At 64.9% G+C, this 24234-nt stretch carries 16 protein-coding genes and 3 pseudogenes; 14 read left to right on the forward strand and 5 right to left on the reverse strand.

Annotation, left to right across the window (positions count from 1 at the left end):
- Nucleotides 1–97 precede the first annotated feature (97 nt).
- Nucleotides 98–655 (reverse strand): NAD(P)H-dependent oxidoreductase, encoded by a 558-nt coding sequence (locus QF047_RS21865; RefSeq protein WP_306636691.1) that lies wholly within the window; start codon nt 653–655, stop codon nt 98–100.
- A gap of 128 nt (nt 656–783) precedes the next feature.
- On the opposite strand from QF047_RS21865, the gene QF047_RS21870 reads away from it, so the two are divergent.
- From QF047_RS21870 to QF047_RS21895, 6 genes are all read left to right on the forward strand, one after another.
- Nucleotides 784–1392 carry a TetR/AcrR family transcriptional regulator gene (locus QF047_RS21870; RefSeq protein ID WP_373427787.1) on the forward strand — a complete coding sequence of 203 codons (609 nt, stop codon included), beginning with the start codon at nt 784–786 and terminating at the stop codon, nt 1390–1392.
- A 352-nt stretch (nt 1393–1744) separates the two neighbouring features.
- Entirely contained in the window at nt 1745–2728 is a 984-nt protein-coding gene (locus QF047_RS21875; RefSeq protein WP_091419553.1) for an ABC transporter permease, read from the forward strand.
- A gap of 2 nt (nt 2729–2730) precedes the next feature.
- Nucleotides 2731–3720, forward strand: coding sequence for an ABC transporter permease (locus QF047_RS21880; protein WP_307281493.1), 990 nt, complete (start codon nt 2731–2733; stop codon nt 3718–3720).
- Nucleotides 3717–5954, forward strand: coding sequence for an ABC transporter ATP-binding protein (locus QF047_RS21885; protein ID WP_307281495.1), 2238 nt, complete (start codon nt 3717–3719; stop codon nt 5952–5954). The genes QF047_RS21880 and QF047_RS21885 overlap by 4 nt, the downstream gene beginning before the upstream one ends.
- Before the next feature lie 49 nt (nt 5955–6003).
- Nucleotides 6004–7704 carry an ABC transporter family substrate-binding protein gene (locus QF047_RS21890; protein WP_307281497.1) on the forward strand — a complete coding sequence of 567 codons (1701 nt, stop codon included), beginning with the start codon at nt 6004–6006 and terminating at the stop codon, nt 7702–7704.
- Nucleotides 7705–7838: 134 nt separating this feature from the next.
- Nucleotides 7839–8909 (forward strand): Gfo/Idh/MocA family oxidoreductase, encoded by a 1071-nt coding sequence (locus QF047_RS21895; protein ID WP_307281500.1) that lies wholly within the window; start codon nt 7839–7841, stop codon nt 8907–8909.
- Nucleotides 8910–9055: 146 nt separating this feature from the next.
- Here QF047_RS21895 and ald read toward each other — a convergent pair whose 3' ends face one another.
- A complete protein-coding gene (gene ald, locus QF047_RS21900) occupies nt 9056–10174 on the reverse strand; it encodes an alanine dehydrogenase (protein ID WP_306636676.1) in 1119 nt (372 codons plus the stop codon).
- 233 nt (nt 10175–10407) lie between these two features.
- On the opposite strand from ald, the gene QF047_RS21905 reads away from it, so the two are divergent.
- A complete protein-coding gene (locus QF047_RS21905) occupies nt 10408–11628 on the forward strand; it encodes a CdaR family transcriptional regulator (protein WP_307281504.1) in 1221 nt (406 codons plus the stop codon).
- Here the strand turns inward: QF047_RS21905 and QF047_RS21910 are convergent.
- Entirely contained in the window at nt 11591–11992 is a 402-nt protein-coding gene (locus QF047_RS21910) for a helix-turn-helix domain-containing protein (protein WP_307281507.1), read from the reverse strand. The genes QF047_RS21905 and QF047_RS21910 overlap by 38 nt on opposite strands.
- 57 nt (nt 11993–12049) lie before the next feature.
- On the opposite strand from QF047_RS21910, the gene QF047_RS21915 reads away from it, so the two are divergent.
- The gene (locus QF047_RS21915) at nt 12050–12844 is read left to right on the forward strand and encodes an alpha/beta fold hydrolase (protein WP_307281510.1); all 795 of its coding nucleotides are present in this window, start codon (nt 12050–12052) and stop codon (nt 12842–12844) included.
- A gap of 21 nt (nt 12845–12865) precedes the next feature.
- Here the strand turns inward: QF047_RS21915 and ptsP are convergent, their stop codons facing one another.
- The gene (ptsP, locus tag QF047_RS21920) at nt 12866–14551 is read right to left on the reverse strand and encodes a phosphoenolpyruvate--protein phosphotransferase (protein WP_307281512.1); all 1686 of its coding nucleotides are present in this window, start codon (nt 14549–14551) and stop codon (nt 12866–12868) included.
- Nucleotides 14552–14712: 161 nt separating this feature from the next.
- On the opposite strand from ptsP, the gene QF047_RS21925 reads away from it, so the two are divergent.
- The 5 genes and pseudogenes from QF047_RS21925 (at nt 14713) to QF047_RS21945 (ending at nt 20858) form a co-directional block, all read left to right on the forward strand.
- Nucleotides 14713–15438, forward strand: a complete 726-nt coding sequence (locus QF047_RS21925) for a TetR/AcrR family transcriptional regulator (RefSeq protein WP_306636666.1) — start codon at nt 14713–14715, stop codon at nt 15436–15438.
- Between the two features lie 81 nt (nt 15439–15519).
- Nucleotides 15520–17614 (forward strand): annotated as a pseudogene (locus tag QF047_RS21930) (PTS mannitol transporter subunit IICBA).
- Nucleotides 17614–18778, forward strand: a pseudogene (locus QF047_RS21935) (mannitol-1-phosphate 5-dehydrogenase). The pseudogenes QF047_RS21930 and QF047_RS21935 overlap by 1 nt, the downstream one beginning before the upstream one ends.
- A gap of 381 nt (nt 18779–19159) precedes the next feature.
- Nucleotides 19160–19606, forward strand: a complete 447-nt coding sequence (locus tag QF047_RS21940; RefSeq protein ID WP_307281514.1) for a MarR family winged helix-turn-helix transcriptional regulator — start codon at nt 19160–19162, stop codon at nt 19604–19606.
- A 28-nt stretch (nt 19607–19634) separates the two neighbouring features.
- Nucleotides 19635–20858, forward strand: coding sequence for an MFS transporter (locus QF047_RS21945; RefSeq protein WP_307281517.1), 1224 nt, complete (start codon nt 19635–19637; stop codon nt 20856–20858).
- Nucleotides 20859–20978: 120 nt separating this feature from the next.
- On the opposite strand, the gene QF047_RS21950 is transcribed toward QF047_RS21945, so the two are convergent.
- Complete coding sequence (locus tag QF047_RS21950; protein WP_307281519.1) at nt 20979–22418, reverse strand: sugar porter family MFS transporter; 1440 nt, start codon at nt 22416–22418, stop codon at nt 20979–20981.
- Between the two features lie 715 nt (nt 22419–23133).
- On the opposite strand from QF047_RS21950, the pseudogene QF047_RS21955 reads away from it, so the two are divergent.
- A pseudogene (locus QF047_RS21955) lies at nt 23134–24199 on the forward strand (IS30 family transposase).
- The last annotated feature ends 35 nt before the right edge of the window (nt 24200–24234 follow it).

Consider the following 24234-nt stretch of genomic DNA (forward strand, 5'->3'; position numbering starts at 1 on the left):
ATGATCGGCTGCGGCAGCCAGAGCACGGCTGCCCCATTCGGGTTAAGCACAACGGTGCCCGGCGCGAAGATTCGCGCCGGGCACCTGTGGTTGCTGCTTAGGCGGCAGTCTGGACGGCTGCAAGGGCATCGAACACGCCCTTGATCTGCTCCACAACCTCCGCGTCGTCCTTCGGGTGCAGTTCGGCGAAGCGCACCATGGAGCCCGGAACGGCAAGCTTGACGTCCTCAAGGATCTGGGCGCCGGCGATTCCTGCCGCCTTGCGTGCCTCGTCCTGGGCCCAGACTCCGCCGTACTGGCCGAAGGCAGTTCCGACGACGGCGGTGGGCTTGCCTGCGAGGGCGCCGGCACCGAAGGGGCGGGACAGCCAGTCGATGGCGTTCTTCAGTGCGGCAGGAACGGTGCCGTTGTGCTCGGGGGTCACCAGCAGGAGGGTGTCGGCCTCGTTGGCTGCGGCGCGCAGGGCGGCAGCGGCGGCGGGAACGTGGCCTTCGACGTCGATGTCCTCGTTGTAGAAGGGAATGTTGCCCAGGCTTTCGTGGATGACAACCTCCACCTGCTCCGGCGCGTTCAGCTGGATGGCTTCGGCCAGCTTCTGGTTGGTGGACTCGGCGCGCAGGCTGCCGACGAGGGTGAGGACGGTGCTCTTAGTCATGGGGACTCCTGGGGTAAGGGCGGCGGGAGGGGGACCGCCGGCCGGGAACAACAGAGGCTTGTTGATGCCTTCACCCATGTAAACGGACTATGGTCCGCTTCTTATTCCCCGGGTCTAGAATATGGAATGTGAGCTCCATCTCAATGCGGCCCCCGCAGTCGTCAAGGGACGGCGCGGAACGCAGCGATGCTGCGCGGAACCGGGAGCGCCTGCTCATGGCGGCCCGCGAACTGATTGGTGAATGCGGTGCGGAAGGGCTGACCATGGACCGGCTCGCGGAGCAGGCGGGAGTGGGCAAAGGCACCATCTTCCGCCGTTTCGGCAGCCGTGCCGGACTCATGCTCACGCTGCTGAGCGAATCCGAGGCGGCGTTCCAGGAGCGCTTTCTGTTCGGGCCGCCGCCGCTGGGCCCAGGAGCGCCGGCGCTGGAGCGCCTCATCGCGTTCGGCGTGGAACGCATCGCCTACACCATGGAATTCGGCGATCTGGCGCGCGCCTCCGAAAACACGCCGCACGGGCGTTCCGAACCCCCTGCCGCAGCCCTGTGGCACCGCCACATCGAAGTACTCCTGCGCGAAGGGGGTTTCGAAACGGATCCCTGGCTGATGGCCCGCTCGCTGGCCGCCACCCTCGCCCCGGACAGGCTCCTCAACCTCGTGCAGGCACATGGTGTGAGTGTGGAGCGGCTGGCCGCATCCTGGCGGGATCTTGTCACACGGGTTGTCAGCGGCGCGTAGATTACGCCTTTTCCAGCCCCCTCGTCCAGTCACATCAATTTCACAAAGTTATTCATAACAATCTGATACGGGCACGTGGCTTTGTGCCCATGCGCCCACAGTTTGAGGGGGCGCTTGTGATAGTTTCCTCTGGAATGTGACCCGCAACATAGTCCACAGGACTGGCCCCACAGCCAGCGGGTTGCCAGCTATCCGCTGGCAAAGGACCCTGCGAGGCGGCACAACCCCCGCTAACGCGGGGAAAACGGAAGGATCCAGCACGTGATTGTTGATTTGCCCGATACCCTGGTCCATCAGCGGACTTCCTGGTGCCCCGTCATCCAGTTGCCGGCGGCGAAACAGAACTAGTCCCATGCTCAGGTACCTCGCAAAGCGCGGCATCACGTACGTTTTTATGATCTTCCTGACCACTTCGGCGGGATACTTCCTGGCCGTCAGTTCCCTGAAACCGGCCTTGCTGGAACAGGAACGCATCCCCCGGCCCACGCCGGAGCAGGTGGCCAACTCCATGCGCCTGAAAGGCCTTGACCCGGACCTTAGCCCCTGGGAGCGCTACGTGGAATGGCTTACGGCCATCGTCACGCGCTGGGACTGGGGCCGCAGCCCCAACGGTGCCTACATCAACGCCGAGTTTGGCGACCGCGTCTGGATCTCCACCCGGCTTTTCCTGGCCTCCATCATCCTGACCCTGGTCATCGGTGTGGCGCTGGGGGTTTACTCCGCAGCCCGGCAGTACAAGTTCCAGGACCGGGTCATCACGTCCTACAGCTACCTGGCCTACATAGTGCCCGCGCCCATCGCCTACTTCCTGGTGCAGCTGGGCGCCATCAACATCAACGAAACCGTGGGGGAGCGCATCTTCTTCGTCACCGGCATCTCCACCCCCGGGACAGCGCCGGGATGGGCGCAGTTCGTGGACATGCTGGCGCACTACGCCGTTCCCACCATTGCCATCACCCTGGTGGGCTGGGGGTCCTACCAGATAGCCCAGCGCCAGTACCTCCTGGACAACGTCAACGCGGACTTTGTCCGGACGGCCCGGGCCAAGGGACTCACCCGGAACCAGGCCATCTCGCGGCATGCGCTGCGGGTTTCGTTCATCCCCGTGGCCCAGAGCATCGCGTTCACCATCCCGGCGATTTTCGCCGGCGGGTTCTTCGCGGAAAAGATCTTCGCCTGGCCCGGCGTGGGCTCCTGGAGCATTGACGCAATCTCCCTCCAGGACGTCAACGCCGCCACGGCCACCCTTGCCTACGGTTCCGTCATCTTTGCCCTGGGGGCGATCCTGGCGGACTTCGCCACCACCCTTGTTGACCCGAGAGTGCGGGTGCAGTAACCATGACCAACCTCAACGCCGTGGACCCGGCAGCCGTCGCCCAGGACGCGCACCTGGAAAATGCCGACGTCGTCATCGGCAAAAACACCATCATCTTCCGCCGCTTCCTGCGCAACAAGACGGCGGTGGCCGGCCTTGCCATCTTCCTCGGGCTGACCATCTTTTCCTTCATCGGCGGGTACTTCACGCAGTGGGACAAGGAGACGATCGACCCCTTCAACATCGGCATGCCACCGTCGGCCGAGCACTACCTCGGCACCTCGCAGGCAGGCATCGATCTCTACGCCATGACTGTCGAAGGCACCAGGATCTCCATCCTGATCGGCCTGGTGGTGGGCCTTGTATCCGTCCTGATCGCCGCCGTCTACGGGTGCACCATGGCGTACTTCGGCGGCAAGGCGGACAAGGTGATGCTCTTCATCCTTGAGGCGCTCATCATGATGCCGGCCCTGCTCGTGGTCGCCGTAGCCACCAGCGGCGGAGGCGCAGGCCTGAAGCGCGATCTGCCCTCGTGGCTGCTGCTGATCATCGTGCTGCTGGTCTTCAGCTGGATGGGTACAGCCCGCCTGATCCGGTCCTTGTCCATGTCCCTGATGCAGCGGGACTACGTCAAGGCCGCACAGTACATGGGCGTCCCGCCCCGCCGGATTGTCTGGCGCCACCTGGTCCCCAACATCGGCTCGCTGCTGGTCCTGGACGTCACCCGCGGCGTCACGGGCGCCATCCTTGCGGAGGTGGCCTTCTCCTTCATCGGTATCGGCATCAAGGTCCCGGATGTGAGCCTCGGCGTCCTCATCGGCGGAGCCACCTCACAGGTGCAGACTTTTCCCTGGATGTTCTGGGTCCCCCTCGCCGTGATGTTCCTGCTTACCGGTTCGCTGGCCATGATGAACGACGGACTGCGCGACGCCTTCGATCCGAGCTCCAGCTCCAGCGGCAGAGCAAGCAAGCGCAAGGCCCCGAAAACCCTTGTGAAGAGGAGCGCCTCATGAGCAGCGAAATCGTTGCCGGGCCTACCGAACAGCCCCAGTCAGCCGTGGAGCGGCTGCACGTTGCGGGGCTGCACGGTCCCACCGACGCCGTCCTGTCCGTCCGGGACCTCAACGTCAGCTTCAATACCGAAAACGGGGTGGTGCACGCCGTGAGGGGTGTTGATTTTGACCTCCTTCCCGGCAAAACGCTCGGCATCGTGGGGGAATCCGGTTCCGGCAAGTCCGTCACGTCGCTGGCGATCATGGGTCTGTTGCCCACCACCGCAGAGGTCGCCGGCTCGGTCCGGCTCCATGGCAAGGAGCTGCTGGGCCTCGGCGATAAAGCGATGTGCGCTTACCGCGGTAACGAGCTTTCCATGGTCTTCCAGGACCCTTTGTCCTCCCTGACGCCTGTGTATACGGTGGGCACCCAGATCATCGAAGCGCTCACCATCCACCATCCCGGCATGAGCAGGCAGGCCAAAGAAGCCCGCGCCGTCGAACTTCTGGCCATGGTGGGGATCCCCAGCCCCAAGGACAGGCTGAAAGCCTTTCCCCACGAGTTCTCCGGCGGCATGCGCCAGCGCGTGATGATCGCCATCGCCATTGCGAACAACCCCCGGGTCCTGATCGCGGATGAGCCGACGACGGCCCTGGACGTCACCATCCAGGCCCAGGTCCTGGAGGTGCTGCATACCGCGCAGGAGGAAACGGGTGCCGCCGTCGTGATGATCACGCACGATCTCGGCGTCGTGGCGGGTATGGCAGACGACATTATGGTGATGTACGCCGGCAAACCTGTGGAAACAGGGGCAGTGGAGGATATCTACTACGACCCCCGGATGCCCTACACGATGGGCCTGCTGGGCGCCGTGCCGCGGGTGGACGTGGCGGGTAAGGCGTCGCTGGTCCCTATCGAAGGCATACCGCCCAACCTGATCCACACACCCACCGGCTGCTCATTCGCGCCCCGCTGCCCGCTCGCTTCCGAGGCCTGCCTGGACGGCGAACCCGCGCTGGCCCCAGTGACAGCAAGCAACCTGCACCGGGCCGCCTGCATCAAGTCCGGTTCACTCGGCGGCGACGTTGACGTCCACGACGTCTTCTCGGCCCCGCCCGTGCCCGTCTCCAACTTCGACTCCATCCCGCGGGAAGAGCGCACCGCAGTCCTGCAGTTAAAGGATGTGCGTAAACACTTCCCGCTGACCAAAGGCGCCCTGCTCAAGCGGAGGATCGGCACGGTGAAAGCTGTGGACGGGCTCAGCTTCGACATCCGCGAGGGGGAATGCTTCTCCATCGTGGGCGAGTCGGGCTCCGGCAAGACCACCACACTGCTGGAAATCATGGAGTTCCACAAGGACCAGGACGGCGAGGTGGTGATCGGCGGGCTCAGCAACAAGCAGGCCGCCGATGCCCGGACCAAGAGCGCGATGCGGCGGGAACTCCAGATGGTGTTCCAGGACCCCACCGGCGCCCTGGACCCGCGCTTCACCGTCTATGAAGTCCTCGCCGAACCGCTCCAGAACGCAGGCATGGACCGGCAGGCCATCAAGAAACGCATCATGGAACTGATGAAGCTGGTGGGCCTCCAGCCGGACCATGTCAACCGCTTCCCCAACCAGTTCTCCGGCGGACAGCGCCAGCGCATCGGCATCGCCCGGGCCCTGGCCGTGAATCCCAAACTCGTGGTCCTCGACGAGCCCGTCTCCGCCCTGGATGTCTCGGTCCAGGCCGGCGTGATCAACCTCCTGGACAAGCTCCGCGCCGAACTTGGCCTCAGCTACCTCCTGGTGGCGCACGACCTTTCAGTGGTCCGGCACATCTCCAACCGCGTCGCCGTGATGTACCTGGGCAAGATCGTGGAGATCGGCGAAGTGGACCGGGTGTTCGATAACCCCCGCCATCCCTACACCCGGGCCCTGCTCTCGGCCATCCCGGTGCCGGACCCGCGGGTGGAGCGGACCCGGGAACGAATCATCCTCCAAGGCGACCTGCCCTCCCCACTGGATGCCCCCAAGGGCTGCAACTTCGCCACCCGCTGCCCCGTTTTCGCCGCCCTGCCGGCTGCGAAGAAGGAAAAGTGCCTCACCCTGGAACCTCCCTTGGAACCAGTGGCACCCTCCGCAGCTGCCCAGGCCCTGGCGGCCGGCCCGCTGCCCGCACTGGACCAACGCTTCGCCTGCTTCTTCCCCGACGGAGAACTGGACGAGGACATGCTGGTAGTCCACGATTCGGCGGACCACCATGCACCATAGATTTCCACCCATCACCAGCATCACCACCCGCACCAACGAAGGGAACACCATGAGGAATCTGACCAAGATCGGCGGAGCGGCGGCCATTGCCGCTGCTCTGACCCTGACGGCCTGCGGCGGTGGCGGAGCCAGCGGGCCGGAAACGGCGAAGGGGCAGGAGGCAGGCAGTGACCTGTCCAAGCTCATCAGCATCAATGAAAAGCCGGCAGCCGATCTTGAACAGGGCGGCAAGGTCACCCTTCCGCTGGGCAACATCGGCCCGGACTTCAACGGTTTCTCCAATAACGGCAACAGCGCGGACAACACTGCACTGCACCGCCCCGTCGACCAAGCGGGCACCTGGGGCTGCTGGGACATCGCCTTCGATGGAAAGGTTGTCCCCAACAAGGATTTCTGCGAGTCCGTGGACAGTGAAGTCAAGGATGGCAAGCAGACCATCACCATCAAGGTGAACGAGAAGGCCACCTACAACGATGGCACCCCCATTGACGTCAAGGCCTTCCAGAACACGTGGAACATCCTCAAGAGCCCGGACGCCGGCTACGACATCGTCAGCTCCGGCAACTACGCCTTCGTGGAATCAGTGGAGGCCGGCAGCAGCGACAAGGAAGTCATCGTCAAGACGAGCCAGCCTGTCTACCCCTTGGATTCATTGTTTACAGGGATCATCCACCCGGCCGTCAATACCCCCGAGATCTTTAACGAGGGCTTTAGTGGCGACATGCACCCGGAGTGGATGGCCGGTCCGTTCAAGCTGGACGAATACGACAGCGCCGCCAAGACCGTGAGCCTGGTGCCTAACGAAAAGTGGTGGGGCACCAAGCCTGTACTCGAGAACGTCGTCTTCCGTCAGTTGGAGAGCAGCGCCCAAATTGCCGCCTTCAAGAATGGCGAAATCGACGCCATGTCAGCCAACACCATCTCGCTCTACAAACAGCTCGAAGGCACGAAGGATTCTGAGGTCAGGCGAGGTCAGCGACTTTTCGCCGGTGGCATGAACATCAACGCCCAGAAGATTACCGACGCCGCTGTTCGCAAAGCCATGTTCGCCGCGGTCGATCGGGAAGCCATCCGCAATGTCCGCTTCAACGGCCTCAACTGGCAAGAGCCCAGTTCCGGCTCCATGTTGTTGTTGCCCTTCTCGGAGTACTACCAAGACAACTACCCCGTCAAGGAAACCGGGCCAGAGGCTGCCAAGAAGATCCTTACCGACGCGGGGTACACGCCCAACGCTTCAGGCATCATGGAGAAAGACGGCGTGCCCGTCTCTTACAAAGTCGCCAACTTCGGTGATGACCCCACTTCCCTGGCCACCACACAGACGTTGGTGGACCAGTTGAAGGCCGGAGGCATGGACGTGGGAATCGCACAGCATGGATCGGCTGACTTCGGCAAGATCGTTGGAACCCGTGAGTTCGACGTCAGCCTGTCGGGCTACACCGTCAGCGCGGATGCAACCGAAGGCGTAACACAGTTCTACAATTCGGAAATCAACGTAAACAAGCTCGGCGATGCCGAACTGGATGCCGAGATCGCCAAGGTGGCCTCCATCGAGGACAATGCCGAACGCAACAAGGCGGCCATGGAAATCGAGAAAAGGCACATGGCCAAGTACTTCTCCATGGGAGTACTTTTCAACGGCCCGCAGATCTCCTTCGTCCGCACCGGCCTGGCCAACTATGGCCCGTCCCTGTTCCGGAGCCTGTCCCAGGTTCCGGACTGGACCACCCTCGGCTGGGAAAAGAAGTAACCCCGCCCCCGGGACGCTCTCTCACTTAATGTGGGTTTTCCCGCAACGCTCTCTCACTTTCTTTGAGGAAGTGAGAGAGCGTTGGCGGTTAAGGGGCCATTAAGTGAGAGAGCGTGCGGGAGTAGCGTAGTCCCATGACCGGGACTGAAGCTGAACGCACCATCCGCACGGCCGTCGTCGGCTATGGACTATCGGGCAGCGTCTTCCACGCCCCCTTAATCGGTGCTGACGGGCGCTACTCGCTGGATATCATCGCCACGTCCAACGCGGAGCGGCAGAAGGCGGCGACTGCCCGCTACCCGGGCGTCAGGACAGTGCACGACGGCGATGCGGTCCTCGCGCACGCCGCCGGCCTCGACCTGGTGGTGCTGGGAACCCCGCCGGCCACGCACTACCCGCTTGCCAAGGCGGCCCTGGAGGCCGGGCTGGACGTGGTGGTGGACAAGCCTTTCGCGGTAAGCAGCGACGAGGGCCAGGAACTTACTGCCCTGGCCCGTCAGCTGGGCCGGGTGCTGACCGTTTTTCAGAACAGGCGCTGGGACGGCGACTTCCTGACGCTCCGGAAGCTTTTGGCGGCGGAGGCCGTGGGGAAGGTGGCACGGTTCGAATCACGCTTCGAGCGGTGGTCGCCCACCATAGCGAAGGCCTGGAAGGCACGGGCCACTGCGGCCGACGGCGGCGGCGTCCTGTTCGACCTCGGCAGCCACCTGATCGACCAGGCCCTCCTGCTGTTCGGCCCGGCCAGCGTGGTCCATGCGGAACTGAGGGCCAGGCGGCAGGATGAGCGGGCGGACGACGACGTGTTCCTGGTGCTGCGGCACGAGTCGGGGGTGCTGAGCCACCTCACCATGAACATGCTGTGCGCGCAGCAGGGCGCACGGTTCCGCGTCCTGGGTTCCGTAGGGGCCTTCACCAAGAACGGCGTTGATCCGCAGGAGCCCTACATCGTGGCCGGCGGCAGTCCCCTCGACGCTGAGTACGGCGAGGAGGCGCCCGAGTGGGCAGGGCTCCTGGGCCGTGACGGGCACTTGGACGCCCTGCCCACCGAACGCGGCGCCTACCCGGAGTTCTACCGGATCCTGGCAGACAAGATCCTCGACGGAGGAGCAAAGTCGCCCCTACCCCTCCCAGTAGATCCCGCCGGACCGGTGGAAGTCCTAAAGATCATAGAAAAAGCACGTGAACTGGCTGCAATGGCTCGTTAACGGCCGCAGCGGAGGCCATCCGGAAGCGTGCTCCCCACCAGCACCCTGACCTCGCAAGCTCGGCCAGGGAACCCTGCTGGCGTGGGCCCATGCGACGAGGGAGCAGCACGCGGGGATGGTCTCCGCTGCGGGCGGAGCCCGGGAGACTACGCCGAAACCAGTTCGTGCCAGTCCGCTACGAGGGGCAGGTTATGGGCCTCGGAGACGGAGTGGTGGGCCACGTGGCCGGCGGCGATGTTGAGGCCCGCAGCGAGGGCTGGGTCGCGGTCGAAGGCGGCTTTCACGCCCAGGTTGGCCAGGGACACTGCGTACCGAAGGGTGACGTTGGTCAGGGCGTAGGTGGAGGTGTTGGGCACCGCACCCGGCATGTTGGCCACGCAGTAGAAGATGGTGTTGTGGACCTTGTAGGTGGGTTCCTGGTGCGTGGTGGGGTGGGTGTCTTCGAAGCAGCCGCCCTGGTCCACGGCGATGTCCACGAGGACTGAGCCGGGCTTCATCCGGGCCACGAGCTCGTTGGTCACCAGCTTGGGTGCCTTGGCGCCGGGGATCAGGACAGAACCGATCACCAGGTCGGCGTCCACTACGGACTTCTCGATCTCGTACTTGTTCGACGCCACCGTCTTGAGCCGGCCCTGGTACTGGGCGTCCAGTTCACGCAGGCGGTGGATGTTGATGTCGAGGATGGTCACGTCCGCGCCGAGGCCCAGTGCCATGGCGGCGGCGTTGGTTCCGGCGACGCCCGCGCCAAGGACCACTACCTTGGCCGGCCGGACGCCGGGTACGCCGCCGAGCAGCACGCCTTTGCCGCCGGCCGGTGCCATGAGGGAGGAGGCGCCCACCTGGACGGAGAGCCGGCCTGCCACCTCGGACATGGGGGCCAGGAGCGGGAGGGTGCGGCCTTCCTGGACGGTTTCGTAGGCGATGGCGGTGACGCCGGAGTTGATGAGCTCGCGGGTGAGTTCGGGCTCGGCGGCGAGGTGGAGGTAGGTGAAGAGGATCAGGCCCTTGCGGAAGCGGTGGTATTCGGCCTTGATGGGTTCCTTGACCTTCATGACCATGTCGGCGCGGGCCCAGACGTCGTCGGCCTCGTTCACGATTTCGGCGCCGGCGATGGCATATTCCTCGTCGGTGATTCCTGAGCCCAGCCCTGCGCCTCGTTCCACAAGCACGGTGTGGCCGTGGGTGCGGAACTCGTGGACACCGGCGGCCGTGATGGCTACGCGGAATTCGTTGTTCTTGATTTCTTTGGGGACGCCGATGATCATCGTGGGCTCCAGGTTCTCGGCTGGTAAGCCGGAAAAGTGCGGAAGGATTTCGTATTTCCACGATAAATCCGGTTGTGAGCCAGCTGACATTCAGTGCCCGAAGCAGCCGCAGTAAAACCCCGCAATTCCGCGATTTTTCCCGCGGCTGACTCGACGTTTGTCCAGCGATGGAGCGTCAAGTGTCGCCTCGCGTCCGTTCGTGGGCAGCGGTCCAAAAGCAGTAGTGTTGGCCCATGCAGCAGCAGGGCGTGGAACAACTGGTCGAGCAGGTGGCGCAGAAGCTGGGCCGCGGCCTTTCCCTGGAGGACCTGGACGGGGTGCTGCTGGCCTACAGCTCCAACCAGTCGCATGCGGACCGCGTCCGGGTGAACTTCCTCCTCAGCAAGAAAGTGCCGGCGGATGTGAGCGCCTGGCAGCTTTCGCAGGGCATCGCCACCGCCGTCCGCCCGGTGGTGGTCCCCGCCAATCCGCACCTGGGCATGCTGGGCCGCGTCTGCGTCCCGCTGATGGTCCGCGGTTTCCGGGTGGGTTACCTGTGGGTGCAGCAGGACTCGGTAGAGGAGAATCCGACGGCGATCCTCACCCAGTTGCCGGCCGTCACCAACGAAGTGGAGATGCTCTCCGCGCTGCTGCTGGATTCCAACACCGCCGAGTCAGAATTCCGGCGCGGGCGTGAACGGGAGTTCCTGGCCGCGTGCGCGGGGGAAACCAACGCCGTGGCCGCCGTGGCGGGCTGGAAGGAAATCCAGGGCCGCGGCCCATGGCAGATGGTGACCGTGCTGGACGCCGACGGCTGGGCCGGGGGCCCGGATCCGATCGCCACAACCCTCATCCACCGGTCCGCAGCACTCCAGGCGACGGTGGGTGTGGACGTCGCCCTTTTCAGCGCGGGGACGGAAACCCACTCCGTGGTGCTCTTCCGTGAGTCTTCGGGCAGGGCAAACCATGCGCAGGTCCTGGTCCATTATCAGCTGGAGCTGGCCAAACGTTCCGGCCGCCCGGTGCACCGCATCATCCTGGGTATCAGCGAGGGGTTTGCCAAGCCCCGCGAGCTCGCCGAAGCCTACCGGCAGTCGAGACTGGCCGCCCAGGCCGCCGCCGTTGACCCACAGTTGGGTGAGCTCGTGGATTGCCGGTCCACCGGCATCTATCAGCTCCTGGCATCAGCGGGGGGAGGGGCTGGAGCCTGGTTTGACCCCGGGTCCGTCTACTTCCGTGTCCTCGAGGACCACGACCGCAACGGCGAACTCATCCCGGTCCTGGAACTCCTGTATGACAATGACGGGTCTGTCCAGGACGTCGCAGCCAAACTCCATCTGCACAGGAGCAGCATTTACAACCGGTTGGGCCGCATCCGCCAACTGCTCGGGGTAGATCCGCTGAAGGGCATGCCCCGCCTGGAACTCCACGCCGCCCTCAAGATGCGGCGCTGGGCGGCCCGTCCCCGGATTTGACCTTCTTCTGCTCCTCGAGCCAGGCCATGATGGCGGTCCGCGGAATGCGCCGGTGGCTGCCGCGGTACTCCACGGGGATCTCGCCGCGGTCGGTCATGTTGCGCAGGTAGGTGTGGGAGATTCCCGCCAGCTCCGCAGCCTTCGAGGTGGTCAGCATGTCCTCGACGCTGCTGACCGTCACCGCCTCGCCGCGGCTGAACCGTCGGAGGAGGTCCACGACGGCGTCCCGCGCCAGGGGTGGGAGCCGGTGGACTGTGCCGTCCACAAAAACAGTGATGTCGTCGCCGCCGGCGAGGGCCCGTTGCAGCTTCCCGGCCTCCTCGGGCGGGAGGGCGTCCGCGATTCTGGGAGCGATCAGTGCCATGGCCCCAGCCTATCGGGCTTACCGGGGCCTTCGCCGTTCTGACGGTATGCTCACCTGATGGCATTGAGTGGTGGCCGGGACGTTGAATCCGGCGGTTTACAGGGAAGGCTCTACGCTTCCGTCCAGCCTGCAGGGGTGGCTGGCGGGACCGGGGGGCGCCCCACCTACGTCCTGCTGCACGGCATAGGCGTCTCCCACCGCTACCTTGCGCGGCTGCACCGCGAGCTGGCCGAAGCGGCCGACGTCTACTCCTTCGACCTCCCCGGCTTTGGCAAGTCGTCACGGCCCCAGCGCCAGTTGCAGGTTGAAGACTTTGCCGCGTTTGTCAGCGCGGTCCTGGCCGATGCGGGCGTTTCCACTTACGTACCGGTGGGACACTCCATGGGTACCCAGTTCGCGGTGGAACTGGCGCTCAGGGAACCTGATCGGGTGGCCGGGGCAGTGCTCATGGGCCCGGTGGTCGAGCCCAGCAGGAAAACGGTGGCACAGCAGGCCCTCGCGCTGACGCGGGACTCCATGTTCAGCGAGTCCCTGACCGCCAACGCGATTGTGTTCAGCGACTACTTCCGGGCCGGCCCGCGCTGGTACCTGACCGAACTGCCGGTGATGATGGAATACCCCCTGGAGGAACGGCTGGCCGGCGTCAGGCAGCCCGTCCTGGTGCTTCGCGGTACCAGGGATCCCATCGCCCGCCGCCCCTGGTGCGAGAACCTTGCCGGGGTTGCCCCGCAGGGCAGCATGGCCGAGATCCTGGGCCAGGGGCACGTCTTCCAGCACACCGCCCCGTCGATCGCCGCCCAGGCGATCAGCGGCTGGGTCCGGGCCGTGAACGGGTTTGGCGTCACGGCCTGAACCCAGCCTGGGTTCAGGGCTTTAGAGCCCCAGTTCCGCCAGGACAGGCAGCTTTTCCCGTACCCATGCGCGCGCCTCGGTAGCGCTGGGGGCGGACAGGGCCAGCTTGGCCAGCTGCTGCGCTTCCTCCAGCGTCACTGTCTTGAGAACCGCTGCCACGGCCGCCAGGGAACGGGCCGTCATGGACAGCGTGCTCACGCCGAGGCCCGTAAGGACGACGGCGAGGGCCGGGTCCGCGGCCGCCTCACCACAGACGCCCACGGGTTTGTTGTTGCCCTCCGCGCGTGACCCTTCCACCGTCAGCCCCACCAGGCGCAGGACGGCCGGTTGCCAGGGGGTGTTGAGGTTGGCAAGCGGGCCCAACTGCCGGTCGGCGGCCATGGCGTACTGGGTGAGGTCGTTGGTGCCAAGGCTGGCGAAACCCACTTCGCGCAGGATGGCTTCCGCGGTGAGGGCGGCGGAGGGCACCTCCACCATCACGCCGGGAGTCTTGATGCCGGCGTCAGCGCACATGGAGGCAAACCGGGCAGCCTCTTCCGCCGTGGAGATCATCGGGGCCATCACCCAGACATCCGCTTCGGATTGCTTCTCAGCCAGGGCGATGGCTTCCAGCTGCCGGTCCAGGACGCCGGGAGTGGTGAAGTCGGTGCGGTAGCCGCGGACACCGAGGGCCGGGTTGGGCTCAGTTGAGTCCGTCAGGAACGGCAACGGCTTGTCAGCGCCGGCGTCCAGTGTACGCAGCACGACCTTCTTGCCGGGGAAGGCATCAAAAACACTCTTGTAGGCCGCGGCCTGCTCTTCCACGCTGGGTTCGGTGTCGCGTTCCAGGAAGCAGAACTCGGTGCGGAACAGCCCCACGCCCTGGGCGCCCAGCTTGGCTGCCGCCTCGGCGTCCTTGCCGCCGCCAACATTGGCAAGCAGCGGCACCTGGTGCCCATCCGCCGTCGTACCCGTACCGCTGAATTCGGCCAGCAGGGACGCCGTGGCCGCCCAGGCCTCTGCTGCGGAGCGCAGGGCTTCGTCCGGTGCTGACGTGATGGTGCCCGCGGCGCCGTCCACATACACTTCGGTGCCGTCCGCGAGTTCGTCCACCCCTACCGCGGCAACCACCGCGGGAAGGCCGAGGGAACGGGCGATAATGGCCGTGTGCGACTGGGGGCCGCCGCCTGCCGTGACCAGCGCCAGCACTTTGTTCGGGTCCAGGGTGGCGGTATCCGCCGGGGCCAGGTCCTCGGCCACCAGGACGAAGGGCGTGCTGGAGGCGGGAATGCCGGGCGCGGGCACGCCCCGCAGCGCGGCGACGATCCGGGCCCGCACGTCCAGGACGTCAGTGGCACGTTCGGCCATGTAGCCGCCCAGATTGTGCAGCATTTCGGAGACTGAGGAGCCGGACTCCCAGATGGCTCGCTCGCTGGAGGTTCCGCGGGCAACAAGCTTGGCCGCACCCTTGATCAGCATGGTGTCCTTGGCCATGAGCGCCGTGGCTTCCAGGACTGCCTTGCCGTCGCCGGTGGCATGGGCGGCACGCGACTTCAGTTCGTCGTGCACTGCCTGGGCGGCGGCCTTCAGGGCTGCGGTGGCTTCCTCGGCGGTGGTGCCTGCTGCCAGCTGCTCGTCGGCCGGAGGTTCACTGATGGGTTTGGGCATCTGCCGGACGGTGCCGATGACGCGGCCTGGGCTGACGCCTACTCCTGGGAAGTTCTGCACTGAAGGTCCTCATTCTCTGCCGGTTGCAGGCCCGCCGATCTGTCCCGGCGCCATGCCGGTCCGCCGGGGGACTGCTACATCCGGAGGCGGGAAACGTGCCTGAAAAAAATTGTATGTGATTCAGTTCATATAGCAATGCTATAGGTGCTAGGGTAGCGGTTATGAGTTTGGATGGCCAGCTTCCCCCCAAAATGCGACTGCTCCGTGCAGCCGCGGAACTGCTGGCAAAATCCGCGGGAGCGCCGGTCTCCACACGCCAGATCACGCAGCTGGCAGGGGTATCGGCTCCCACGCTGTACCACCACTTCGGTGACAAGGAAGGTCTGTTCGACGCCGTCGTCGCCGCAGGGTTTGAAGAGTATGTTGCGGGCGAAAGGGACTTCGCCCCCTCCGGACAGCCGCTTGAGGACATCCGGAGAATGTGGGACAACCATGTGCAGTTCGGCCTTAACCAGCCGGAGTTGTACCTGGTGATGTTCGGAAATATCCGGCCGGAAAGCCGCCCCGCCATCGTTGCAGATGCCGAGGCGCTGATGGAGGAGATGCTGAACAAGGCAGCGGCGGCGGGCCAGCTGAACGTCCAGCCCAGGGAAGCGGCCAGGTCCATCCTGGCCGCCAACGTGGGAGTGACGCTGATGCTGATTGCGGAGCCCGCCACCGAACGGAACCTCGAACTGTCCACCATGACCCGGGACGCCATGATCTTCGCGGTGTCAGCCGAGCCCGCCAGCGCGGCCCCCGGCGACACCGGAAAGTCCTCGGTAGTGGTGGCCGCGATTGCCCTGAACGCCGCACTTCAGGCCTCGCACTCAGACCAGCTCTCCAGCTCGGAACTCAAACTCTTCCTCGAGTGGCTTCACCGCATCTCCGCCAGCCCGGCGGGCTAAAACGCCAGAACGTCCAGCAGTACGTCGTCGTAAACATCGGACCATCCTGCGCAGCCGCAGGAATGACGGTTAGGAAATCACATGGCAACAGAGACAGTTGCAAAACCCCGCACCAGCGCACGTGTGCACGTCCAAAAGTTCGGGACCTTCCTGTCCGGAATGATTATGCCCAACATCGGCGCCTTTATTGCCTGGGGCCTCATTACAGCCCTGTTCATCGAGAAGGGCTGGATTCCCGTACCCGAACTGGGCGGCTTCGGCAACAATGCTGCAGGCGTAAAGAACCTGGGCCTTGTTGACCCCATGATCAAATACCTGCTGCCGCTCCTGATTGCCTACACCGGCGGCCGGATGGTCTATGACGTCCGCGGCGGCGTGGTGGGTGCCATCGGCACCATGGGCGTGATCGTTGGCGCCGGCATCCCGATGTTTATCGGCGCCATGATCATGGGCCCCCTCGGCGGCTGGACCATGAAGAAACTCGACACTATCTGGGACGGCAAGATCCGCCCGGGCTTCGAGATGCTGGTCAACAACTTCTCCGCAGGCATCTGGGGCGGATTATTGGCCATGCTGGGCTTCTACGGCATCTCGCCGCTGGTCACCGCGTTCAGTACGGGCGCCGGCAACGTGGTGCAGTTCCTGGTTAACAACGGCCTGCTACCGCTGACCAGTATCTTCATCGAACCAGCCAAGGTGCTGTTCCTGAACAACGCCATTAACCACGGCGTGCTCACCCCGCTGGGCATCCAGCAGTCACTGGACCAGGGCAAGTCCATCCTGTTCCTGCTCGAGGCCAACCCCGGCCCCGGGCTCGGGCTTCTGCTCGCCTACATGTTCTTTGGGAAAGGGGCAGCCAAGGCCTCCGCTCCCGGCGCAGCCATCATTCATTTCCTCGGTGGCATCCATGAGATCTACTTCCCATACGTGCTGATGCGCCCGCTGCTGATCCTGGCCACGATTGCCGGGGGCATGACGGGCATCGCTACCCTCGCCATCACTAATTCCGGCCTGGTTGCGCCTTCCGCTCCCGGATCCATTATCGCCGTACTCGCCCAGACCTCCCGTGACAGCTACGTCGGCGTCATCCTGGCTGTTCTGCTGGCAACCGCCGTCTCCTTCCTGGTGGCCTCGGTCATCTTGAGGACCACCAAGCACAGTGACGAGGTTGACCTCAATGACGCTACCTCCCGGATGGAGCAGATGAAGGGCAAGAAGAGCTCGGTCGCTTCCACCCTCACCGGCGCGGGTGCCGCTGCCGGAGCTGGCGGCGTGGGCGTCCTCGCCAGGCCAGTGCAGAACATCGTCTTCGCGTGCGACGCCGGAATGGGCTCCAGTGCCATGGGCGCCTCGGTGCTGCGGAACAAGATCAAGGCTGCCGGGTTCCCGGACGTCAAGGTCACCAACGCGTCCATCGCCAACCTCAGCGACTCCTACGACGTTGTGGTCACCCACCAGGACCTGACCGAGCGCGCAAAACCGGCCACCTCCAGCGCCGTGCATTACTCCGTGGACAACTTCATGAACAGCCCGGGCTATGACGAAATCGTTGAGCTGGTCAGGGACAGCAACACCGAGGGTTACTTCTGCAACCGAAGGCCCGGACGCCGGGGCGGGGACGCCCGGCGGAGCGTCGGCCTCAGGACCTGCGACCGGTGTAGGGGCCGGAACTGCGGCGGCGGGAACCGCCGCCCGACCATCCGAAACCGGAACCTCAGAAACCGAAGAGCCAGCGGCCGGGGCACCGGAAATCCTGGCGCGGGAGAGCGTGGTCTTGAACGGTTCGGCCACCACCCGTGACGCCGCCATCGACGAAGCCGGCCGGCTCCTGCTGGCCCGCGGCGCCGTGGATGAGGACTACGTCCGGGCCATGCACGAGCGCGAGGCGTCCGTGTCCACCTACATGGGCAGCTTCCTGGCCATCCCGCACGGAACCAACGCGGCCAAGGATCACATCCGCAAGTCCGCCGTGTCCGTGATCCGCTACCCGGAAGGCATCGACTGGAACGGCAAGCAGGTCAAGTTCGTGGTGGGTGTCGCGGGCATCAACAACGAGCACCTGCACATCCTGTCCTCCATCGCAAAGGTCTTCACCAACAAGGAACAGGTGGCCCGGCTTGAGGCCGCAACAACCGAGGACGAGGTCCTGGAGCTCTTCGGAAAGGTCAACGCATAGTGAAGGCAGTACATTTCGGGGCCGGAAACATCGGGCGCGGCTTCGTGGGCCTGCTCCTGCATGACGCAGGCTATGAGGTGGTGTTCGCCGACGTCGCCGAGGAGCTCATCAACCAGCTCGCCACGGCGGACAGCTACGCCGTGCACGAGGTGGGCGAAAACCCGGCCGTGCGGACCGTGGACAACTTCCGGGCGTTGAACTCCAACACCCAAGAGGCTGAACTCGTCGCGGAAATCGCCACGGCGGACATCGTTACCACCGCTGTGGGGCCGCACATCCTCAAGTTCGTGGCGCCCGTCATCGCCAGGGGCATCGTTGCAAGGGAGCCCGGACGGGCGCCGCTGCAGGTGATGGCCTGCGAGAACGCCATCAACGCCACGGACATCCTGGCCAAGGAGGCGGCTTCCCCAGCCGGGGGCAGCCGCCGGGGCGCTGGATGGCAAGGCCGTATTCGCCAACACCGCCGTGGACCGGATCGTGCCGAACCAGGCCGCCGGCCAGGGCCTCGACGTCACCGTGGAGACGTTCTACGAATGGGTCATTGACCGGACTGCCTTTGGCGGTTCCGCCCCGGCGATTCCCGGTGCCACCTTTGTGGACGAGCTTTCGCCGTACATCGAGCGGAAGTTGTTTACGGTGAACACCGGGCATGCCTCGGCCGCCTATTTAGGGTTCGAGGCGGGCCTGGAGAAGATTTCCGATGCGATGGCGGACCAGGATGTTGCCGAGGACGTCCGGGCGGTGCTGGAAGAGACCAAACAGCTCCTCGTCAGCAAACACGGCTTCAGCAACGATGAACAGGAAGCTTACGTCCAGAAGATCCTGGTCCGGTTCTCCAACCCGTACCTGCCGGATACCGTGAACCGGGTGGGCCGGGCACCGCTGCGGAAGCTGAGCCGGCACGAGCGGTTCATCGGGCCGGCTGCGGAGCTCGCCGAACGGGGAGTGGTGCCGGAGGCCCTGCTCGGCGCTATCGCCGCTGCGTTGCGCTTCAACGATTCCGCCGACGCCGAGGCAACCGAACTCGCCGCAATCCTGGCATCCAGCAGTCCCGCTGACGCCACGGCGCGGATCACGGGCCTGGAGCCGGAGCACCCGCTGTTTAACGCCGTCTCCACGCTGGTGGAGGAGCGCCAGGCGGAGGTGGCCCGCACCCCCGCCTAAAGGCCGCAAGAGACGCCCCATCACCTCCTGCGGCTTTTATCCCAACGCCCCATCACCTCCTGCGGCTTTTATCCCAACGCCCCATCACCTCCTGCGGATTTCTGACCAATGCGTCCGCAATCACGACGCCGGCACTCACTTGAGTGCCGGCGTCGTGCTGTGATCCCTTCCGCCTCCGCCACGCCTTACCCGCCCATCTGCCGGCCATCGTGCGGCTGCTCCCGGACGACGCCTTGGGTTCGGGGCGTGAACGGACCGTGGACATGGCGCCCTATGAGCTTGCCTTCCAAGCGATCGACGCCGACCATTCGCACCTGCTGGTCATGAAACTAACCCTAAACGCTTGACTGTTAGGTAGCCTAACTGTTAGGCTACCTAACGATGACTGGAAAAAGAGATGATAAGGCCCTGCAGGCGCTTGCCGGTGACTTCCGGGAGGCCCTCCGCCACAGTGTGTACCTGGTACGGCGGCTCGATTCCGAGGGCGAACTTAGCGCAGCCCAGCTCAGCACCCTGAAGATGCTGCTGGACGACGGCGTACGGGTAGGGGAGATCGCGCGGAACCTTGGCGTCCGGGTGCCGAGCGCCACGGAGCAGATCATCAAGCTGGAGCGGGCGGGATTGGCCCGCCGAGAACCCGACCCGGATGACTCACGAGCCGTCCGCGTGGTGCTCACCGCCGAGGGTCGCGCCGCCGTCGACTCTGCCAATACGCGGCGGAACGCCGTGATGGCCGGCATCCTCAGCTCGCTCAGCGAGCAGGACCGGCAGACTCTGGCGGCCGCACTTCCCGTCATCGGAAAAATCAACGCGTCGCTGCAGCAATGACGCAAGCACCCCTTTAGGAGCACCCTCCATGAACGGCCAAGCAGATACACTGCCGGCAGCAGAAGCAACCCTGAAGGCCGAAAAGGCCTCGTTCCTCAAACAACCAAAGGCGGTATGGGCCACAGCCCTGGCCGCCGTTTTCGCGTTTATGGGCATCGGACTGGTGGACCCCATCCTGCCCGCCATCGCCACCAATCTCGACGCCAGCCCCAGCGAGGTTTCCCTGCTCTTCACCAGCTACTTCCTGGTGACGGCAGTGGCCATGCTGATCACCGGCTTCGTTTCCTCCCGCATCGGCGGCAAGAAGACCCTGCTGATCGGCCTCGCCGTCATTGTGGTGTTTTCTTCGCTCTCGGGCCTGTCCGGCAGCGTGGATCAGCTCGTGGGGTTTCGGGCCGGATGGGGGCTGGGTAACGCCCTGTTCGTTGCCACAGCTTTGGCAGTGATCGTCGGTGTTGCCAGCGGCGGTGCAGGCACGGCCATCATCCTCTATGAGGCCGCATTGGGCCTGGGCATTTCGCTTGGCCCGCTCCTGGGCGCCCTGTTGGGCGGCTGGCAGTGGCGGGCACCCTTCTTCGGAACTGCGGCCTTGATGACTGCCGCTTTTGTGGCCCTGATCGTGCTGCTTCCCAGGACCCCGCTTCCGGAGCGGAAAGTCCGCCTGCGGGATCCCCTGCTGGCCCTGGGCCATAAGGGACTGCGCACCACCGCCGTCAGCGGGCTGTTCTACAACTACGGCTTCTTTACCATCCTGGCGTTCACCCCGTTCATCCTGGGCATGGACGCCTACGGGATCGGCAGGGTGTTCTTCGGCTGGGGCGTGGCCGTGGCCGTCTTCTCGGTGTTTGTGGCGCCCGTGCTGCAGAACCGTTTCGGGGCCACCAGGGTCCTGGCCGGAACCCTCCTGGCCCTGATGCTCACCCTTCTGGGGCTGGGACTGGCCGCGGGGCACTCGGTGACTGCCGTCGTCGTCCTGGTGGTGGTCTCCGGAGCGCTGCTGGGCATCAACAACACCATCTACACCGAGCTGGCCATGGGCGTTTCGGATTCGCCCCGGCCGGTGGCCTCCTCCGGTTACAACTTTGTGCGCTGGATGGGCGGCGCCCTGGCCCCGTTTGCGGCCGCCCAGCTGGGCGAGCACTTTGGTCCGCAGGTCCCGTTCTTCGCCGGGGCGGTGGCGATGGTGGTGGCCGTCGGCGTTGCCCTGGGCGGCCGGAAGTACCTGGCGGCGCACGAGCCGCACGTCGTGTAACCGTTGTCCATCCGGAAAACAGCAAACCCTCCTTCACAGCACGTGATGGAGGGTTTGGTGTTTAAGACCGAAAAGTGATGGGGCGTTGGAGGAAATACTGCGAAAGGTGATGGGGCGTCGCTAGGCCTTCTTCGAGCCCTTTGCCACGAACAGCGTCTCCGCCTGCTCCAGCGACATGCCGTTGGTCTCCGGCACCTTGAACATCACGAAGAAGAACGACAACGCCGCGAACAGTGCGTACATGGCATACGTGAGCGGCAGCGACCCGGCAGCCATCACCGGGAAGCTCAGGGTGATGGCAAAGTTCGCCACCCACTGCGCAGCCGCGGCCAGGCCCAGTGCGCGGGCGCGGATCCGGGACGGGAAAATCTCGCCCAGGAGAACCCACACCAGCGGGCCCCAGGATGCCCCGAAGCTGACCACAAAGACGTTCGCGGCCACCAGCGCCACGGGGCCCCAGGCGCCTGGCAGGGAAATCTCCTCGCCGGATCCCACTGCCGAGGAGAACGCCAGCGCCATGGCCCCCAGGGAAACTGCCATGCCCACCGAACCGGCCAGCAGGATGGGCCGCCGGCCGATCCGGTCAACCAGGGCGATGGCCACAAGGGTAACCAGGATGTTGGTGATGGACGTGGCCACCGAGATGGCGAGCGAGTCCTTCTCCTGGAAGCCCACGGCCTTCCACAGGGTAGTGGAGTAGTAGAAGATCACGTTGATGCCCACGAACTGCTGCAGGACGGACAGGATGATGCCCACCCAGACCACTGCCTGCAGCCCGAAGACGTTGCCGCGCAGCGAGCCCTTCTGGCCGGCCAGCTTGTCTTCCTCGATGGCTTCGCGGATCTCGCGGATGTGGCGGTCGGTGTCCTCCGCCGGGGCGATTGAATCGAACACCTTGCGGGCCTCGTCCTCCTTGCCAAGGAACACCAGGAACCGCGGGGATTCAGGAAGCGTGTAGGCAACCCAGCCGTAGACCACGGCGGGCACGGCGGCGGCCAGGAACATCCAGCGCCAGGCCTCAATTCCCAGCCAGAACGCCTGGTCCGCTCCGCCTGCACTGGTGGCGAAGAGCGCGTCGGAGAGCAGCGCGGCGAAGATGCCGGTGGTGATGGCGAGCTGCTGCAGCGATGCGAGCCGGCCCCGGACCTTGCGGGGCGAGATCTCCGAAATGTACGCGGGGGCAATGACCGAGGCCAGGCCGATCCCCAGCCCGCCCACCAGGCGCCAGAAGATCAGGTCCCAGACGCCGAAGGCGAAGCCGGTGCCGATGGCGCTGACCAGGAACAGCAGCGCACCCAGTTTCATGGCGGGGATGCGGCCGTACCGGTCCGCCACCTTGCCGGCGAGGAAGGCGCCGGCCGCACAGCCCAGCAGGGCAATGGCCACGGCGAAGCCCGTCACGGCCTCGGATAATGCGAATTCGTCCTTCATGGCATCCACCGCGCCGTTCACCACAGACGAATCGAAGCCGAACAGGAATCCGCCCACCGCACCTGCGAGTGCCAGCCAGATCACCCGCCGAGGTATCCGGGCGGTTGTCTGCTCCTGGGCTGTGGGCATGGTGCTCCCTTGGTCTGGGTTCGGGTGGATGCGGTGCGGACGTCGTCGGCTGCGGAACCGGCCACTGGCCGGCGCACACGCGTTACACAGTGTTCCACGCCATGGCGGCCTGTTCCACTCGGGGCTTTCCCACCACCCCGCAGAAAGCAAGAGGACGACGGCGGCTTGAGTTCTAGCGGTCGTTGCAACACCCCGATATTTTTTGGGAGTTGCAACGACCGTGCCAGCTTTAACAGGGAAACCGCGTAGGAAATACACGCAGGGTGAGAAGGACCGCTTCTTCGAGGTGCTTGCCCGGGGTGGGACCGTCACGTCAGTGGCCGCTGAACTCGGGCTGGGCAGGATGGCCTGCTATCAGTGGACCCGGGCGGCTGGTGTACGGTTCCGGAAGCAGGAGGCCTCCCAGGAGGAGAAGGACGCTTTCTTTGCTCTGTTTGGCCGGCTTGGAAACGCCTCCGATGCCGCCGCGCAGCTCGGGCTGAACAGGAACACCTGCTACAAGTGGATCAGGAACGCAGGGCTGGCCCGTAAACGGGCAGACCAGCCCAGTCGAGAGGACTTCCGCCAACTGCGCGAGGCAGGGCATTCCCGCCGCGAAGCAGCTCGCGTCCTGGGCATCCACCCCACGACCGCAGGCGAGTGGGACGCGGGCGTGCGCAAGACCGGCAGCGGACGCATTTACCCGGACGGGCGGGTCGTGGATTACAAACAAGGAGTGACTACCTTCGAGACGCCGTCGGGACGTATGGGACCAGTGCGCCCGGGTTTGGCTACCCTGGAGAAGGCCATCGACCCGCGGTATCTCTCGCTGCAAGAACGCGAAAGCATCCGGGATCTGCTGGCCGCCGGCGATTCTCTCCGCGTGATAGGGATCAAGCTGGGCCGCTCCGCCTCGAGCATCAGCCGTGAGATCGGTCGCAACAGCAGCCCGGGCGCCGGTTATCAGCCTTACGCCGCCCAGAGGTCCGCTGCGTCCCGCCGTCCTCGGCCCAAGGAGAGCAAACTGGCAGCCGAAGGGCGCCTGCGCGCTTACGTGGAAGAGAAGCTGCGCATACGCTGGTCTCCGGAACAAATCAGCCATGCACTCATCAAGGAATTCCCCTAATGATCCGCATATGCGCGTGAGTTCGGAGACGATTTACCAGGGACTCTACGTCCAGGCCCGCGGCGGGTTACGACGTGAGATCCAGGCCGCCCTGCGCACCGGCCGGACCCGCCGCAAGGCCCACAACACCGGCGAGCAACGCATCTCCCGGTTCGCGGACCCTATGGTCAACATCTCCGAACGCCCACCCGAAATCGAGGACCGCGCCGTGCCCGGGCACTGGGAGGGCGACCTCATCACCGGCGCATACAACCAATCCGCAATCGCGACCCTGGTGGAGCGCACCACCCGCTACGTCATGCTCGTCCACCTGCCCGGGAACCACACCGCCGAAACGGTTGGAAACGGCCTCGTGAAGACCATGAGTTCCTTGCCAGCCCACCTCCGCGGCTCCCTGACCTGGGACCAAGGCGCGGAAATGGCCGCCCACAAGTCCTTCAGCATGTCCACGGACATGGCCGTCTACTTCTGCGACCCCGCCAGCCCTTGGCAACGCGGTACCAACGAGAACACCAACGGGTTGCTGCGCCAATACTTTCCCAAGGGCACCGACCTGTCCGTCTACGGGCCCGAGGACCTTGAACACGTCGCCCAAGAGCTTAACGCCCGACCACGCAAAACGCTCGGCTGGGATACCCCAGCCGAGCGTCTGCGTGATCTACTGGTGACTCACTAACACCAACGGTGTTGCAACGACCCCCTGAATTCGCC

This window comes from Arthrobacter sp. W4I7, from assembly GCF_030816215.1.
GTDB classification, from domain to species: Bacteria; Actinomycetota; Actinomycetes; order Actinomycetales; family Micrococcaceae; genus Arthrobacter; species Arthrobacter siccitolerans_A.